Origin of the sequence: Bradyrhizobium sp. 40, assembly GCF_023100925.1 — a bacterium.
Lineage (GTDB): Bacteria > Pseudomonadota > Alphaproteobacteria > Rhizobiales > Xanthobacteraceae > Bradyrhizobium.
Genome location: NZ_CP064688.1, coordinates 5,562,795 through 5,576,973, shown reverse-complemented (window position 1 = coordinate 5,576,973; position 14,179 = coordinate 5,562,795). Strand labels below are relative to the sequence as shown.

Annotated in this window: 15 protein-coding genes and 1 riboswitch; of the genes, 6 read left to right on the top strand and 9 right to left on the bottom strand. The window is 63.1% G+C overall.

Annotated features, from left to right (window positions below):
• Positions 1-7 precede the first annotated feature (7 nt).
• Both IVB40_RS26795 and aroC read left to right on the top strand, forming a co-directional pair.
• Positions 8-607 carry a histidine phosphatase family protein gene (locus tag IVB40_RS26795; protein ID WP_247816804.1) on the top strand — a complete coding sequence of 200 codons (600 nt, stop codon included), beginning with the start codon at positions 8-10 and terminating at the stop codon, positions 605-607.
• A gap of 88 nt (positions 608-695) precedes the next feature.
• A complete protein-coding gene (gene aroC, locus IVB40_RS26790) occupies positions 696-1,784 on the top strand; it encodes a chorismate synthase (RefSeq protein ID WP_247816803.1) in 1,089 nt (362 codons plus the stop codon).
• 163 nt (positions 1,785-1,947) lie between these two features.
• Here the strand turns inward: aroC and IVB40_RS26785 are convergent, their stop codons facing one another.
• A complete protein-coding gene (locus tag IVB40_RS26785) occupies positions 1,948-3,153 on the bottom strand; it encodes an FRG domain-containing protein (protein WP_247816802.1) in 1,206 nt (401 codons plus the stop codon).
• 123 nt (positions 3,154-3,276) lie between these two features.
• Here IVB40_RS26785 and IVB40_RS26780 point away from each other — a divergent pair, with 123 nt between their 5' ends.
• Positions 3,277-4,467 (top strand): adenylate/guanylate cyclase domain-containing protein, encoded by a 1,191-nt coding sequence (locus IVB40_RS26780; RefSeq protein WP_247816801.1) that lies wholly within the window; start codon positions 3,277-3,279, stop codon positions 4,465-4,467.
• Positions 4,468-4,511: 44 nt separating this feature from the next.
• On the opposite strand, the gene IVB40_RS26775 is transcribed toward IVB40_RS26780, so the two are convergent.
• The 5 genes from IVB40_RS26775 to IVB40_RS26755 all read right to left on the bottom strand — a co-directional run bounded on the left by IVB40_RS26775 (position 4,512) and on the right by IVB40_RS26755 (position 8,611).
• The gene (locus tag IVB40_RS26775) at positions 4,512-5,681 is read right to left on the bottom strand and encodes an HWE histidine kinase domain-containing protein (RefSeq protein WP_247290974.1); all 1,170 of its coding nucleotides are present in this window, start codon (positions 5,679-5,681) and stop codon (positions 4,512-4,514) included.
• A 60-nt stretch (positions 5,682-5,741) separates the two neighbouring features.
• Complete coding sequence (locus IVB40_RS26770; RefSeq protein ID WP_027568715.1) at positions 5,742-5,993, bottom strand: hypothetical protein; 252 nt, start codon at positions 5,991-5,993, stop codon at positions 5,742-5,744.
• A gap of 554 nt (positions 5,994-6,547) precedes the next feature.
• Complete coding sequence (clpS, locus tag IVB40_RS26765; protein WP_027568716.1) at positions 6,548-6,853, bottom strand: ATP-dependent Clp protease adapter ClpS; 306 nt, start codon at positions 6,851-6,853, stop codon at positions 6,548-6,550.
• Positions 6,854-6,990: 137 nt separating this feature from the next.
• Positions 6,991-7,374 (bottom strand): fluoride efflux transporter CrcB, encoded by a 384-nt coding sequence (crcB, locus tag IVB40_RS26760; protein ID WP_247816800.1) that lies wholly within the window; start codon positions 7,372-7,374, stop codon positions 6,991-6,993.
• Positions 7,375-7,402: 28 nt separating this feature from the next.
• Positions 7,403-8,611, bottom strand: a complete 1,209-nt coding sequence (locus tag IVB40_RS26755) for an MFS transporter (protein WP_247816799.1) — start codon at positions 8,609-8,611, stop codon at positions 7,403-7,405.
• A 125-nt stretch (positions 8,612-8,736) separates the two neighbouring features.
• Positions 8,737-8,814: riboswitch (Fluoride riboswitch) on the bottom strand.
• A 268-nt stretch (positions 8,815-9,082) separates the two neighbouring features.
• Here IVB40_RS26755 and IVB40_RS26750 point away from each other — a divergent pair.
• From IVB40_RS26750 to IVB40_RS26740, 3 genes are all read left to right on the top strand, one after another.
• Positions 9,083-9,967, top strand: coding sequence for a DUF1194 domain-containing protein (locus IVB40_RS26750; protein ID WP_247290966.1), 885 nt, complete (start codon positions 9,083-9,085; stop codon positions 9,965-9,967).
• A gap of 175 nt (positions 9,968-10,142) precedes the next feature.
• The gene (locus IVB40_RS26745) at positions 10,143-10,775 is read left to right on the top strand and encodes a hypothetical protein (RefSeq protein WP_027568720.1); all 633 of its coding nucleotides are present in this window, start codon (positions 10,143-10,145) and stop codon (positions 10,773-10,775) included.
• A 246-nt stretch (positions 10,776-11,021) separates the two neighbouring features.
• Complete coding sequence (locus tag IVB40_RS26740; protein WP_247356883.1) at positions 11,022-11,624, top strand: hypothetical protein; 603 nt, start codon at positions 11,022-11,024, stop codon at positions 11,622-11,624.
• On the opposite strand, the gene IVB40_RS26735 is transcribed toward IVB40_RS26740, so the two are convergent.
• Genes IVB40_RS26735 through IVB40_RS26725 form a run of 3 tightly spaced genes read right to left on the bottom strand, consistent with a single transcriptional unit; the run spans position 11,621 to position 14,176 of the window.
• Positions 11,621-12,868: a methyltransferase gene (locus IVB40_RS26735; protein ID WP_247816798.1), complete on the bottom strand. Its 1,248-nt coding sequence runs from the start codon at positions 12,866-12,868 to the stop codon at positions 11,621-11,623. The two genes, IVB40_RS26740 and IVB40_RS26735, sit on opposite strands and share 4 nt — an antisense overlap.
• Complete coding sequence (locus tag IVB40_RS26730) at positions 12,861-13,595, bottom strand: TlyA family RNA methyltransferase (protein WP_247819600.1); 735 nt, start codon at positions 13,593-13,595, stop codon at positions 12,861-12,863. Before IVB40_RS26730 ends, IVB40_RS26735 begins: the two co-directional genes overlap by 8 nt.
• 26 nt (positions 13,596-13,621) lie before the next feature.
• The gene (locus IVB40_RS26725; protein ID WP_247816797.1) at positions 13,622-14,176 is read right to left on the bottom strand and encodes a nucleoside 2-deoxyribosyltransferase; all 555 of its coding nucleotides are present in this window, start codon (positions 14,174-14,176) and stop codon (positions 13,622-13,624) included.
• Positions 14,177-14,179 lie beyond the last annotated feature (3 nt).

The following is a 14,179-nucleotide window of genomic DNA, read 5'->3' as shown; positions in this document are numbered from 1 at the left end:
GCCAGCAATGCCCGTGCCCACCATCTATTATCTGCGCCACGGCGAGACCGAGTGGAACGCGCTCGGGAGGCTTCAGGGCATCAAGGACATTCCGCTGAACGCGCGTGGTCGCGGTCAGGCCGTGCAGGCCGGTGGCATTCTCGCCGATCTGTTCAAGCGCGAGGGCCGCGACAAGGCTGCATTACCCTACGTGTCGAGTCCGCTTGGCCGCGCGCGAGAGACCATGGAACTGGCGCGGAGCAAGCTCGAACTGCCGACTGCGGACTATGCGCTCGATGATCGGCTGCGTGAGATCGGCTACGGCACCTGGGAGGGACTGACGCTGGCCGAGAGCGAGGCCTCCGATCCCGATATCTACGCCCGGCGCCTCGCCGACAAATGGACGGTGGGCCCCGCGGGCGGGGAGACCTACGCCGATGTCCAGGTCCGCGTGCGCGCCTGGTACAACCAGCTCCGGACCGACACCGTCGCGGTCGCCCATGGCGGGACCTGCCGGGCCCTGATGGTTTCACTCGGCCTGGAGACGCCGGCGAGCGCCGCCGAACTCTACATCGAGCAGGGCGCCGTCTACGTGTTCCGGGACGGGCGGCTCGAGAAGTTTAGTTAAGCCCGCTCGCCGTCTCCGTGGCGGCTGCGGGTTTGACCCCCGGCGCCCCGCGCGTTACCACACGCGGGAACCGAGCCTGCGAGCAGCGATGTCCTTCAACACCTTCGGCCACATGTTCCGCGTCACGACCTTCGGCGAGAGCCATGGGGTGGCGATTGGCTGCGTGGTCGACGGCTGCCCGCCCATGATCCCGCTCGTCGAAGCCGACATCCAGGGCGATCTTGATCGCCGCCGGCCCGGCCAGTCGCGTTTCACGACCCAGCGTCAGGAGCCGGACCAGGTCAAGATCCTCTCCGGCGTGATGGCGCATCCGGAGACCGGCGTGCAGGTGACGACGGGCACGCCGATCGGGCTCCTGATCGAGAACACCGACCAGCGCTCGAAGGACTATTCCGAGATCAAGGACAAGTTTCGCCCTGGTCATGCCGACTTCACCTATGAAGCGAAGTACGGCCTGCGCGACTATCGCGGCGGCGGCCGCTCGTCGGCGCGCGAGACCGCCACTCGCGTCGCCGCCGGCGCGATCGCGCGAAAGGTGCTGCCCGACGTGAAGGTGCGCGGCGCGCTGGTGCAGATGGGCCCGCACAAGATCGACCGCGCGAAGTGGGACTGGGACGAGATTGCGAAAAATCCGTTCTTCTGTCCCGACAAGGACAAGGCCGCGTTCTTCGAGACCTATCTCGACGGCATCCGCAAGAGCGGCTCCTCGATCGGCGCGGTGATCGAGGTCGTCGCCGAAGGTGTGCCGGCAGGCCTTGGCGCGCCGATCTACGCCAAGCTCGACGCCGAGCTCGCCGCCGCAATGATGAGCATCAATGCGGTGAAGGGCGTCGAGATCGGCGCCGGCTTTGCCGCGGCCGAACTCACCGGCGAAGAAAACGCCGACGAGATGCGCACCGGCAATGACGGCACGCGTTTTCTGTCCAACCACGCCGGCGGCGTGCTGGGCGGCATCTCCACAGGGCAGCCGGTGGTGGTGCGTTTCGCGGTCAAGCCGACCTCGTCGATCCTGCAGCCGCGTATGACGGTTGATCGCCAAGGCGCCGACACCGAGATCATGACAAAAGGCCGCCACGACCCCTGCGTCGGCATCCGCGCCGTCCCCGTTGGCGAAGCCATGATGGCCTGCGTGCTGGCCGATCATTTCCTGCGCGACCGCGGGCAGGTCGGGCGCTAGTATCGTGGCACTAGCCCCCGCGCAGCTTGACGCGCAGTGATATTCGTCCGCAGCTGTGATGCTATGGCGCGTATACGCAGTTTACGGCTCAAGGAATGGTTCGCCTGTCTATCGCCCAAATTAGTAATTTTTGGCAACGTTGGTATCCAGTATTGAGAAGCCTTTAGAGTCCGAAGAAGCGATCCCGCAATTGAGAGCACGCGCCGTCCAATCCCGGAAACAAAGACCCGGCATTGATACCCATCAGATTCAGCTCCTTGAGCACCTGTTCGCGTTGCGCTGTTGGAAGGTCGATCGCCTGCAAATACTTGCGGGTATCAGTTTCCTTGCTCCCGATGTAATCTTCAATATCCTCTGCATTTGTAACGGTGGCTAAGGCCTGTTGCGGAATCTTTCGAGCATTATTCAAGGCAACAGCGTCTATGATCGAAAAGTGTAGGCGCGCCGGAGCGATCCGCTGTAGCTGCATCCAATCGGTCACCCATTGTTGCCGATCAAACAGGAAGATTCTGACTTTCTCTACAGGCGGTCCTGCCTTCTTGAACGCAAAGTAGGCGCTAATGAACGGGGAGTACGTCCAATCTAGCAGGGGCGTCGGATATCCATGATGCTGAGCCAAGCTAAGAAACGCTGCGTATTCAATGTCAGAGGTCAGGTTAAATAGATGAGTCGTCAGGCCACTCAGGTGGCGATGGAGCTCGTTGACGTCAAGCTGCATGTATCTGATCAAATCAGCGCGTTGCGTGCGATGAAACGAGGTTCGAAGTCTCCAACTATTATTCTCTTGGCCTCTAAAGACATATCGATAGGGCGAAAGGTCACGTACATGATGGCGAAACTCGTCCCACGTAGTGATGCTCATCGGAGCCAATTTCGAGGGTCTACTTCCGTCGACTCTGGTAACAGTGGCGCTCCCGCTGGTCCCAATGTTCGTGAGCCAATCGACTTTGATTGTATTTCCAGCGATCGTCCAATCAGTGTCGGCGGTGGTCGGGAACGTTACGCCAGGAAAAAGCGAGCGGACGTTATTCCAAGTGGAAAAATCACCGCCTGGGGCGAGTGCTAAGAGCGGAAGGTTCTTAATTTGATGGGTGGTCACTCCCGCCGGTATGGCTACGTAGGCCGCCGTCGAAGGCAAGTCGGCTCTATCGTCGTAAATGTAAGCCCGGCCTCCATAACTGGAGTCCACGCTATCCAGCTCTAGAATGACTTCGCCGGTATTAGTTCCAGCGTATTTTCCGAGCCATTGCCCCTGTAGCATCGCGGTCCCCAATTGCCCGTAGAGGTTTGTATGCGGGAAATGACGCCTTCTCAACCATGCCCAATCGTTGAGTTCGGATATCTCTGAAATTCTGGTGGGGCGAGGCATAATCGGTCCATTTCCTGCGCGACCGCGGGCAGGTCGGGCGCTAGTGCTTGGCGGAGCGCTTGTGTCGCGCCACTAGCCACCGCGCAGCTTGACGATCCCACAACTTCGTCCGCAAATGCGCGCATGGAAAGCTCTGAGCTCCAACGTATCACCAGCTGGCTGATCGATGGCGCCTGGTCGTCGAAGGCCCCGGCCGAGATGACGGCGGAAGCCTGCGAACGGATGGTCGCAGCCGGTCTGCCGCTATGGCGGTTCGGCATCTTCATCCGTACGCTGCATCCCGAAATTTTCGGTCGCAACTTCATCTGGCGGGAGGGCGAGGAGGTCGAGATCGGCACGGTCGATTTCGACATACTGGAGACGCCGGAATTCGCCAGAAGTCCGCTGCGGGTCGTGTTCGAGCAGGGACTTGAGGTGCGGGGACGCATGGACGATCCCGGCAGCAAGCATTTTCCGTTTCTCGACGACATGCGTGCCGAAGGCGTAACCGACTACGTCGCGATGCCAATGCCGTTTCTCGACGGCTCGGTCCACGCGACGAGCTGGACCACGCGCCATCCAGGCGGCTTCACCGATGACCACATCGCGGCGATTCACGCTATCGTCAAGCCGCTCGCGCGCATCACCGAGATCATCAGCCTGCGCCGCACCGCCGAGATGCTGCTCGACACCTATGTCGGCAATCGTGCCGGCGCGCGCATCCTTGGCGGTCAGATCCGCCGCGGCCACAACGACACCATGCAGGCTGCGATCTGGCTCTCCGATCTGCGCGGCTTCACCGCACTGTCGGACCGGCTGCCGGCCGAGACTGTGGTCGAGATCCTCAACCATTATTTCGACTGCCAGGTCGCCGCGATCCGCGGCCATGGCGGCGAGGTGCTGAAATTCATGGGCGATGGCCTGCTCGCGGTGTTCCCGATCGACGAATATGTCGGCGATGCCGCGCATGTCTGCACGCGGGTGCTGGAGGCGGCGCGCGAATCCCGCGCCAGCGTCGAGGCGCTCGCGTATCCTGTCGGCGACGTCATCGAGCGCTTCCGTTTCGGCGTGGCGCTCCACGTCGGGAATATCCTCTACGGTAATATCGGTGGCGGCAACCGCCTCGACTTCACCTGCATCGGCCCGGCCGTGAACCTTGCCGCCAGGCTCGAGAAGATCACGGGTCGCCTGGGGCGGACCGTCGTGGCCTCGGAAATGTTCGCCAATGTCTGCCGCCACGACTGGCACGAGCTCGGCGAATTCCCGATTGCGGGCTTTTCAAAGGCGCAGCGCGTGTACGGGCTGACGGAGGAGAGGCCGGTGGCGATGGCCTGAGGTCGTCCTCGGAGGTCCGCCGCCGCCAACCCGGTGAGCAGAATTCAGGCGTTCGACGCCATCACCGACTTCAACGGTACATCCAGCTGATAGACAAATCCGGACGGTTCGTAGGCCAGCCGCACCTGTCCGTTCAGTTGCTGGCCGAGCGACTCGATCATCCGGGTGCCGTAGCTCCGTCGTGTCGGCGGCGCCACCGCAGGGCCGCCGCTTTCGCTCCACTTCAGGCGCAGCCTTTGCTCGGTCTCGTCGACCGTCCATACGATCTCGACATGGCCGGAGGAACTGGACAGCGCGCCGAACTTCGTCGTGTTGGTGCAGAGCTCGTTGAATGTCATCGCGAGCGCTATCACGGCACCGGATGTGATCCTGAGGTCCGGCCCATTGAAATGGAATCGTCGGCCCCCCTGACTGTCATAGGGATCGGTGGCGCCGCTCAGGGTATGAGTGAGGCTCGCATTTGACCAGCTGACCTGTATCAACAGGTCGTGGGCACGCCCTAACGCCAGCAAGCGGCCATCCATGGCTTTTTGGCCTTGCTCCAGACTGATTGCGGTCCGGAAGCTCTGGGCTGCGATTGCGCTCACCGTCGCAAGCGTATTCTTGATGCGATGATGCAGCTCTCCGAGGATGAGCTTTTGCAACTTGTCGGCAGCCTCGCGTTCGTGGGCTTCGATGCCGGCTTGAGCGAGCAGGACCTTGGCGTCGGTGTCGGCCTGTTCCAGCAACAGGCGCAGATTGTCGTTTTCCGCTACCAGAACCGATTCCTGTGGCGATCGAGCAACCTCAAGGTTGTCCCCAGGATCCGTCGTTGTGGTCGGAAGGATTTTTAGCGCGCCCGCTCCGATCATGGTTTGCAACTGCGAGATCATTTCGTCGACGGCGAGCGGCTTGCGAAAGAAGCGGCTGTCGGCCGGCGTTTCGTTTTCAGACGGCTTTACCTGACCGGAAACCAGCACGATCTTGATGGCAGGCCAGCGATCGTGCACCGCGTGGGCCAGCTTCAAGCCGTCCATGGTCCCGGGCATCTGGATGTCGCTGAACAGAAGCGAGATGTCTGACCGCGACTCGAGGATCGCGATGGCTTCGTCGGCGTTGACGGCCTGCACAGGGCAGAAGCCTGCATCCTCCACGATATCGACCGCGCGCATGCGCAGGATCATCTCGTCTTCGACGACGAGAACATTCGGCAAGGAGGTTGGAGGTGTTGACATCTGTGCACGATACTTTCCTGGACATCCGACAAGCTCGGCCGGCGCTTTGCGATTGTTGGTTTAGCGGCGCGCCGTCACCAAACGAGCTTCATGAACCCTGACATCGGATTCACCTCGGCGCAGACACGACGCTTCGAAGTCCGGCCAGACCTGGCCCAGGCAGTTCCGGGTCACCGGGTGGCTCGCCAGCCGGTCCGCCTTCGCCAAAGCAACGGTTTCGCGCGCTTTCACTTGCGGAGCGAAGCCGGGCAACACCATTACGGACACTCCGAGGAGCGCGAACATCGCGAACGCGATAAAAGATTTCATCATGGGGGCTGCTTTGGCTGTTGACCGCCCCGTTTCGTTTGGGGACGCTGTTACAACAACCAAAATGAAATATAGTTCATTTCATACAACTTATATTTGAGGTGTGATTTGCAGGCGGATGCCGCCCTCGGCCCGGATCTCGTCACTCGACGTGAACAGGCCGCCGACCAGGTTCGCTTGCCACTACCTCGGTGTTTTGGGACCAGGCAGGCTTATCCAGTCATGAATATGCGAGGCCGTTTCGCTCAATCGCGCCGCTCTGAGCAGCGCTTCCCGCTGGACGCCGGGCGGGGCAATCTCTGCGCGACGACGAGCCTCGGCTGCCAATTGGGCAAGGCGATTGCTCAGCGGGATGGTTCTCTTGGTTGTGTCTTGCATAGGACGCTCCGCATTGGGCGGGAGCGCAAAGACTCTCTCAGTCACCGACGGATGCCGTGACGGGCCGGTGATGGCTTACCATGCGCCTGTTGACGGCCAATAGATACATTATTCGGCAGGGCAGATTCGGCGCCGAAATCGAAAGAGGGCGCCAAAGCACCAAAGCCGGACCGGTGCCGCTACTCCTCCGGCTCCGTCGTGAACAGCAGCGGATAGCCCTTGGTGCGGCCGGCATCCGTTGCGCGGGTAGCCTTGGTCTCGGCGACGTCCTTGGTGAAAACCGCGACCACGCAGGCGCCGAGCTTGTGGGCGGTGATCATCACCTTGTAGGCCTGATCCTCGGTCATGCGGAATTCGGCTTTGAGGATCATCGTGACGAATTCGCGGGGCGTAAAGTCGTCGTTGATCAGGATGACCTTGTGCAGCTTCGGTCGCTCGACCTTGGTCTTCGTCCTGGTTTTCGGTTTGGCAACAGTGTCGGCCATCGCTTCTGAAACGCCTTGGTGCAGTTGAGCTTCCAGCCAACCGATCATATTGCAGGACGCCGTCCTTCTCCAAGATGCTAGGCGCGCTTGTCATATGCGGCTCCGGATGAGCAGGAATGCGCCGCTGCGCTCGGCTCTTACGGAAGCGCGCGGACGAGTTGCATTGCGGCGATGAGGGCTGCAAGGGACAACACTACCGATCCAATCATGTAGGCGGCCGAGGCCCATGTCTGTCCACGCTCGACCAGAGACCAGGCATCCAGCGAGAACGTCGAGAATGTGGTGTATCCGCCACAAATCCCCACCGTCAGAAATATCCGGACGGCTTGCGGCAGGTTCCACCTCGTCGCGAACATCGCGGTGAAAACCCCGATCAGGAACGATCCCGTCACGTTAATGATCAGGGTGCCCCAGGGGAAATCGGTGCCGAACGCTCGGCCTGAACCGATCGCAACGAGATAGCGCACGACTGCGCCAAGCGCTCCACCAGCGGCGACCGCCAGAATGAATTGGACGTTCAACGTCTCGTTCCCCCGTTTGCCATTTCCATCATGTATCCTCCGTTACCAGCCCGCCGCCGACGGCAAATAGTCCCATCAGCGCGATCAGCGCAAAGCCGAGCCCCGCCAGGAAGGTGCCGGCCGGACCATAGCTATCCCACAGCGCGCCGGCGATCACGCTTGCGGCCAGCAAGGCAAGGCCGGTGAACAGGTTGAAATAGCCGAACGCGGTGCCGCGCAGGCTCGGTGGCGCTGCGTCGGCGACGAGGGCCGAGAGCAGGCCTTGCGTCAATCCCATATGCAGTCCCCACAGCGCGACGCCGAGGGCGAGGCCGCCAAGGTTTGGCAGCAGTGCGAGCGCGAGATCGGCGCCGGCGAGGAAGACCAGGCCGAGCGCGAGCAGGCCGGTGCGGTTGATCCGGTCCGAGAGCACGCCGGCCGGATAGGCCGACAACGCATAGACGATGTTCATCAGCACCAGCACGGCGGGCACCCACATCGCATTGAGCCCAATGTTCTGCGCGCGCAGAATCAGGAAGGCCTCGCTGAAACGCGCTAGCGTGAACACGACGCCAACCGCGACGACACGCCAGTACACGGACCCGAGCTGGCGCATCGCGGCCATGTTGAGCGGATTCTTTGACGGCTCCCGGCCTGGGTCAGGCTCTGGCTCGCTCACCGCGAACACGATCAGTCCGAACGACAGGAACGCCGGCAGCACCGCCACCCAGAACACCATCGTAAAATTGTCCACCGTCCACCACATCAGGCCGATCGCGATGAGCGGCCCGACGAACGCACCGATGGTGTCGAGCGACTGCCGTAGGCCGAAGCTCGCGCCGCGCAGGCCGATGGGTGCGATATCGGCGATCAGTGCATCGCGCGGCGCGCCGCGAATGCCCTTGCCGACGCGGTCGATGAAGCGCGCGGCAACCAGCCATCCGACGCTCGGGGCAAGCGGGAACAGCGGTTTTGTCAGCGCGGCGAGCCCGTAGCCGAGCGCGGCGAGCAATTTGCGCCGGCCGAGCCAGTCGGACAACGCGCCGGAGAAGATTTTCGTGATCGAGGCGGTCGCCTCGGCAATGCCCTCGATGAAGCCCACGGTGAGCGTGGAGGCGCCGAGCACGGTGACGAGATAGACCGGCAGCAGCGCGTGGATCATCTCGGAAGAGACGTCCATCAGCATCGAGACGAAGCCGAGCACCCAGATCCCCCTGGGCAGGCCCGCACGTGCAGCATTCGGTGTTGTCGTCGTCACGTCCAGGACTTCTCCTCGGCCTCTGCTTGACCTCTCCTTGGCCTTCGCATCCGGGCAACAAAAAACCCGCCAGCGGCGGGTTTGTCCATGCTCCCGCCGAAGGCAGAGGCCTGAAAATTGCCCCTCCTCAAGCAGGAGTCATCAGCCCACTACGGTCACAGGCCGCCGGGCGGTTGTCGGGGGACTCCATCCCCATCTGTCCGGCCAGCCTAACATGGAAATCGCGCCGGACAAGTGGGCGAGGGTGCGCTGTCCAGTGGACCGTTGTCCGGGAGCGCACCACGCGTGACGGCGCCAGTCCAGCGGCGCGAGCGCGGCAACATCGCGGCAGCTTTGCGCAATGCTTGGCAATTCCCGCCCGCAAATGCCTAACTGGCAAATGCCTAACTGGAATGTGAAGCGCGAGCGATCTTCGGACTTTGCGGCAAGGCGATTGCATGTCACCATCACGTCATACGACGGGAGGCTGCGATGCGCTTGCTGTTCTCGATCGGGGCTGTGCTGGTGACCGGCATGTTCGCCGGAGGGGACGTCGCGGGCATCGCGGCACCAGGACCCAAGTTTGAGTCGCCCAGACTGGCGCTGCTCAAAAATCAGCCGCAGCGGCAAGCAGCCGACAGAGACGCGCAGACGGTCGATGTCGAGCTGATCCTCGCTGTCGATGTCTCCTACTCCATGGACATGGACGAGCTCGCGATCCAGCGCGAAGGCTATGCGCAGGCGATCCAGTCGAAGGAATTCCTGCAGGCGCTGAAGCTGGGTCCGAACGGCCGCATCGCGGTGACCTATTTCGAGTGGGCCGCCTCGACCGACCAGAAGATCATCATTCCCTGGCGCCTGATCGACGGACCGGAGACCGCCGATGCCGTCGCCGCCGAAATCATGAAGACGCCGATCCGGCGCGCCTCGCGCACCTCGATCTCCGGCGCGATCAGTTTCGCGATGCCGCTGTTCGATGAGGATCCCTATCGGGGGCTGCGCCGCGTGATCGACATTTCCGGCGACGGTCCCAACAACAATGGCACTCCGGTCACGATCGCGCGCGACGCGGCGATCGAGAAGGGCATCGTTATCAACGGCCTGCCGATCATGGTCAAGGAGCCCTCCTATTCGACCATGGATATCGACAATCTCGATTTCTACTATGAGGATTGCGTCATCGGCGGTCCCGGTTCCTTCGTCATCACGATCAAGGACCGCGACAAGTTCAAGGAAGCCATCCGCACCAAGCTCTTGATGGAGGTTGCGGGCCGTATGCCGGAGCGCCCCGTGATGCGGGTTGCGGAGAAGGACAAGGAGCCGCGTGTGAACTGCATGATCGGCGAGAAGATCTGGTCGGACCGCTGGGGTCGCTGAGCGCTGCACCCGAACGAGACCTTTTGCCCTATTTGCCCGCGATGGAATTTTAACCATGCGTTAACTGTTGCGTGGCCCTAATCGGCTGCTTCCAATTGTTTCCGGATACTGTTCTGACGTTCCTGTCGGGGCGCGAACCAAGCGGGCCCGTCAGACAAATCCGCCGAGCAATCCAATGGCCATCGTCTCATCGAGCACCAGCCAGATTTCTCCCGCTCTCGAGCGGGTGTATCACCAGAGCTCCCTGCTCGGTGAGTGGAAAGGCAATTGGGCTGGCAACAACCAGCCCGTCAGCTTCAAGGTCGTGAACATCCGCGGTGCCCGCGCGCAGGTCGAGTACACCCATAACGGGCGCACGGAGCGCGGTTTTGGCGAGGTCGCCGGTTCGCTTCTTACCTTCGGCACGGTCACGGTCGGCACCAAGGACGGCAAGAGTCTGGTGCTGTTGTCATCTGCGGGCGCGGGCAAGCAGACCGCGACTCTCGAGAAGCAGGCGCCGCCGGCCTCCGACAGCCGCCTGATGGGAAGCTGGGGCGGCTATTCCAGTGACAATGGCAAGAGCGCGAGCTTCAGGGTGCTCGCTGTCAACGGCAACGAAGCGCAGGTCAGCGTCACCACCGATGGCGTCACCCGTCAGGGCACCGGCACCGTCTACAAGAACGTCATCATGTTCGGGCAGGCCCAGATTGCGACCGACGACGGGCAGAACGGCAAGATCATCTACCAGGTCCGCAACAAGTCCTTCGTCGTGCCCGTGACGAAATATCCGCCGTCGGATACATCGTCCTCGGTGGACAGAACGGCGTAACGCCTCGCCGTGGTTTGCCGCTGCCTGATGTCGGCGCCGCCACAGTACCGCAATCGAACGCTTCGAGTTACCTGGCACGAGCGGTGGCGGCGGCGGAACGCTCTCGACCTTTTTGTCGCCGTGGGAACCGTGCAAGACCTCGGAAACGCGTGCGGGAGTTGATTGAAGCGACGCTCCGGGCCGGCTCCACTGGCCTTCGGGGCATCCGTCGCGTATAATTTCCGCACTTCCTTGACGGTCATCTCAATGTCCAGCCTCACAGATTCCCGCGCCTTCGCAATTCTCTTCGCCGTGCTTTGCCTCGGCGGAGCATCGGCTCATGCGCAAGTGGCGCCCGTGAGGTATTGGATACCGGGCGGTCCTTTCGGTTGGGGCGGCAGTGTCGGCCAGAGTGCCGACGCCTACGGCAACTTTCCAAGCTTGAAGGCCGGCGATGCCGACGGAAGCTACAGTTTTCGTCCCGGGTTCTTTGTCGGAAGCGAGCGCGGCAATCTCGGTTTGAACGGTTTCAGCCAGAGCGGGCCCGTCGGCAATTTCAGCGCGCTCTCCTACGATGGCACGCAATTTGGTTACAACACCAAGACCGCTGGCGGCATGCCCGTCACGTTCTTTGCCGGTTTCGACACGCTGAAATACGGCGGCGGCATCGGCAGCTCGCTTGCGCCGCTCACCTCCAACGCCTCGCCCGGCTATGGCGCATTTGCGGGTGTCGAGTTTAAGCCGACCTCCAATCTCAGCCTGTCGTTCGGCGCCGGCTTCACCCAGCAGCAATCCGGGCGCATGGACAGCGACATCAACTCGTCGATACTGCCCGGCGAGTCACCGGCGCTGGGCGGTCTTCGCCGTTAGCGCGTGAACTTCGCCACCAGTTCGACATGCGGCGTATGCCGGAACTGGTCGACCGGCACCACGGCATCCATCTTGTAGCCGCCGTCGATCAGCAGCCGCGCGTCGCGGGCAAAGGTCGCGACGTTGCAGGAGACCGCGACCACCACAGGCACTTGGCTGGAGGCGAGCTTCAAGGCCTGCGCCTGCGCGCCCTGGCGCGGCGAGTCGAACACGACGGCGTCGAAATCGCGCAGCTCCGGCGCCACCATGGGACGGCGAAACAGATCGCGCGGCTCGGCCTTGATCGGCTTGAGGCCCGGTGTGCGCGCGGCTTTTTCGAGCGCTGCAATGGCGCCGGCGTCGTTGTCATGGGCGGTGACGCGGGCCTTTTCGGCGAGCCGCAACGCGAACGGACCGACCCCGCAGAAGAGGTCGAGAACGTTCTTCGCCTTGCCGATGCGCTCGGCCACCAGCGACGCAAGCGTCTCTTCGCCGGCGACGGTTGCCTGCAGGAACGAGCCCGGCGGCAGCGTCACTTCGGCGCGGCCCATCTGCACGGTCGGCGGCAGGCGTTGCAGCACCAGCTCGCCGTGCCGTGTCATCCGCGCCAGGCGATGCTGCTCGGCGACGCGCGAGAGCGCCGTCACGAGCGGCGTTGGCAGCGGGCCGGAGCCGCGCACGTCGATGTCGAGACCGTTGGCGGTCGCGGTGACCTGGATGTCCAGCGGTTTCGTCACCGGCATTCTGGACGTCAGCAGCTCGGCGAGCGCCCAGCCGGCATCGAGTGCACCCGCGAGCCCGGGATCGAGGATCGGGCAGCGATCGATCGGGATGACGTCGTGCGAGCTGGCAGCCGAGAAGCCGACCTTGAGGATGTCATGGGTGCCGAACCGCCCGTGCAGCGTGATGCGCCTGCGTCCCGCACCGTGGGCATCGACCAGCGACGCCACCTCGCAGTCGATGCCGGCCTGGGCCAAGGTCTCGACCACGATGCCGCGCTTCCAGGCGTGATACCGTTCACTCGCCCAGTGCTGGATCGCGCAGCCGCCACAGACGCCGAAGTGCGGGCAGAACGGCGTGACGCGCTCGGGGCTGGCGACATCCACCGCGAGCAGCTTGCGGCGGTCAGGATGATTGCCGACGACATGATCGACTTCGACAGTCTCGCCGCCGAGCGTGTAAGGCACATAGATGGCTTCCCCAGCGTCGAGCGAGACGCCGTCGCCGCGATGGCCGACGTGATCGATCGTCACGCGCTCAACCACGGCGGGCGCCCAGGAAGAATTCGATGTTCCCGTCGCCGCCGGTGATCGCCGACGGGAACACCTCGATATCGGTGCAGCCGAGCGAGGCCGCAAAGGCGGCGATGTCGTCGCAGATCTCACGGTGCACGGCGGCGTCGCGGACGATGCCCTTCTTGTTGTGCTTCCGGTCCGCCTCGAATTGCGGCTTGATCAGTGCCAGCAGCCTCATCGGCGCGGCCGCCAGCGACAGCGCCACGGGCAGCACCGTCTTGAGCGAGATGAAGCTGACGTCGATCACGACGACATCCGGCCGCGCCGGCAAACGCTTGCCGTCATAGGCGCGGATGTCGGTCTCTTCCATCGACACGATCTTGGAGTGACCGCGCAGCGAGGGATGCAGCTGGCTGGTGCCGACATCGACGGCAAAGACGAGACTTGCGCCATTCGCCAGCAGCACCTCGGTGAATCCGCCGGTGGACGCGCCGACGTCGAGGCAGACATGGTCCTCGATCTCGATCGGGTAGCGCTCCAGCGCGCCGGCGAGCTTGACGCCGCCGCGGGAGACGTAGGGGTGCGCGGGCTCGGCCTGGATCACGGCGTCCTCGGCGATCGTCTCCGACGGCTTTGCGACCTGCTTGTCGTCGGCCGTGACGAGCCCGGCCTCGATCGCCGCGCGCGCCCGCGCCCGGCTCTCGAACAGGCCGCGCTCAACCAGCAGAACATCCGCGCGCTTGCGGGCAGGGGACATCATCTCTCCGAAGACGCCTGAGGCGCTTATGTAGCGATCAATCGCGCGGCCGCCATCCGGACGCAAGCCTCGAACGCGGCCAAATCGTGCCAGACGTCGATCGGCATCTGCGCCGGCGTCACCAGCGGGCAGCCATGCAGCTCCAGCGCATGGATCATCATGAGATTGTCGACGAGGCCAAAATCCTCGACCGTCAGCCCCTGCGCGTCGACTAGCCGCCCGTCCTCGGACGTCACGTCCAAGAAGCGACTGAGGCGGTCGGCATAGGCGGCGCCGTCATTGGAATAGGCGAGGCAGAACTTGCGGCGGCCGGCCATGTAGCCGAGCTCGTAGACGGTGCCGGGATCGGCGCCCGCGCCGCGGAATGGCGTGAGGTTGGCGATGATCGCATCGGCCGAGTCCATCATCGCCTCGTTGCCGCAAAAGATCTGCCGCGAGGCGTCGGGAGCGGCGAGGTCGATCTCGTTGTCGAGGGGATAGAGGCCGGTGAGGCCGTGCGCAGCACAGATCGCGGCCTTCTGCCGGCCAATCTCGACCGCATCTGGCAGGAACACGTCGGGGCCTGCCAGATAGATTTTCATCGA

What these genes read in the sequence shown, in the direction of transcription:
- IVB40_RS26730 (WP_247819600.1), bottom strand. Translation starts at nt 13,595, where the DNA reads ATGTCCCCTGCCCGCAAGCGCGCGGATGTTCTGCTGGTTGAGCGCGGC.
- aroC (WP_247816803.1), top strand. Translation starts at nt 696, where the DNA reads ATGTCCTTCAACACCTTCGGCCACATGTTCCGCGTCACGACCTTCGGC.
- IVB40_RS26775 (WP_247290974.1), bottom strand. Translation starts at nt 5,681, where the DNA reads ATGTCAACACCTCCAACCTCCTTGCCGAATGTTCTCGTCGTCGAAGAC.
- clpS (WP_027568716.1), bottom strand. Translation starts at nt 6,853, where the DNA reads ATGGCCGACACTGTTGCCAAACCGAAAACCAGGACGAAGACCAAGGTC.
- IVB40_RS26750 (WP_247290966.1), top strand. Translation starts at nt 9,083, where the DNA reads ATGCGCTTGCTGTTCTCGATCGGGGCTGTGCTGGTGACCGGCATGTTC.
- IVB40_RS26795 (WP_247816804.1), top strand. Translation starts at nt 8, where the DNA reads ATGCCCGTGCCCACCATCTATTATCTGCGCCACGGCGAGACCGAGTGG.
- IVB40_RS26780 (WP_247816801.1), top strand. Translation starts at nt 3,277, where the DNA reads ATGGAAAGCTCTGAGCTCCAACGTATCACCAGCTGGCTGATCGATGGC.
- IVB40_RS26745 (WP_027568720.1), top strand. Translation starts at nt 10,143, where the DNA reads ATGGCCATCGTCTCATCGAGCACCAGCCAGATTTCTCCCGCTCTCGAG.
- IVB40_RS26785 (WP_247816802.1), bottom strand. Translation starts at nt 3,153, where the DNA reads ATGCCTCGCCCCACCAGAATTTCAGAGATATCCGAACTCAACGATTGG.
- IVB40_RS26770 (WP_027568715.1), bottom strand. Translation starts at nt 5,993, where the DNA reads ATGATGAAATCTTTTATCGCGTTCGCGATGTTCGCGCTCCTCGGAGTG.
- IVB40_RS26740 (WP_247356883.1), top strand. Translation starts at nt 11,022, where the DNA reads ATGTCCAGCCTCACAGATTCCCGCGCCTTCGCAATTCTCTTCGCCGTG.
- IVB40_RS26725 (WP_247816797.1), bottom strand. Translation starts at nt 14,176, where the DNA reads ATGAAAATCTATCTGGCAGGCCCCGACGTGTTCCTGCCAGATGCGGTC.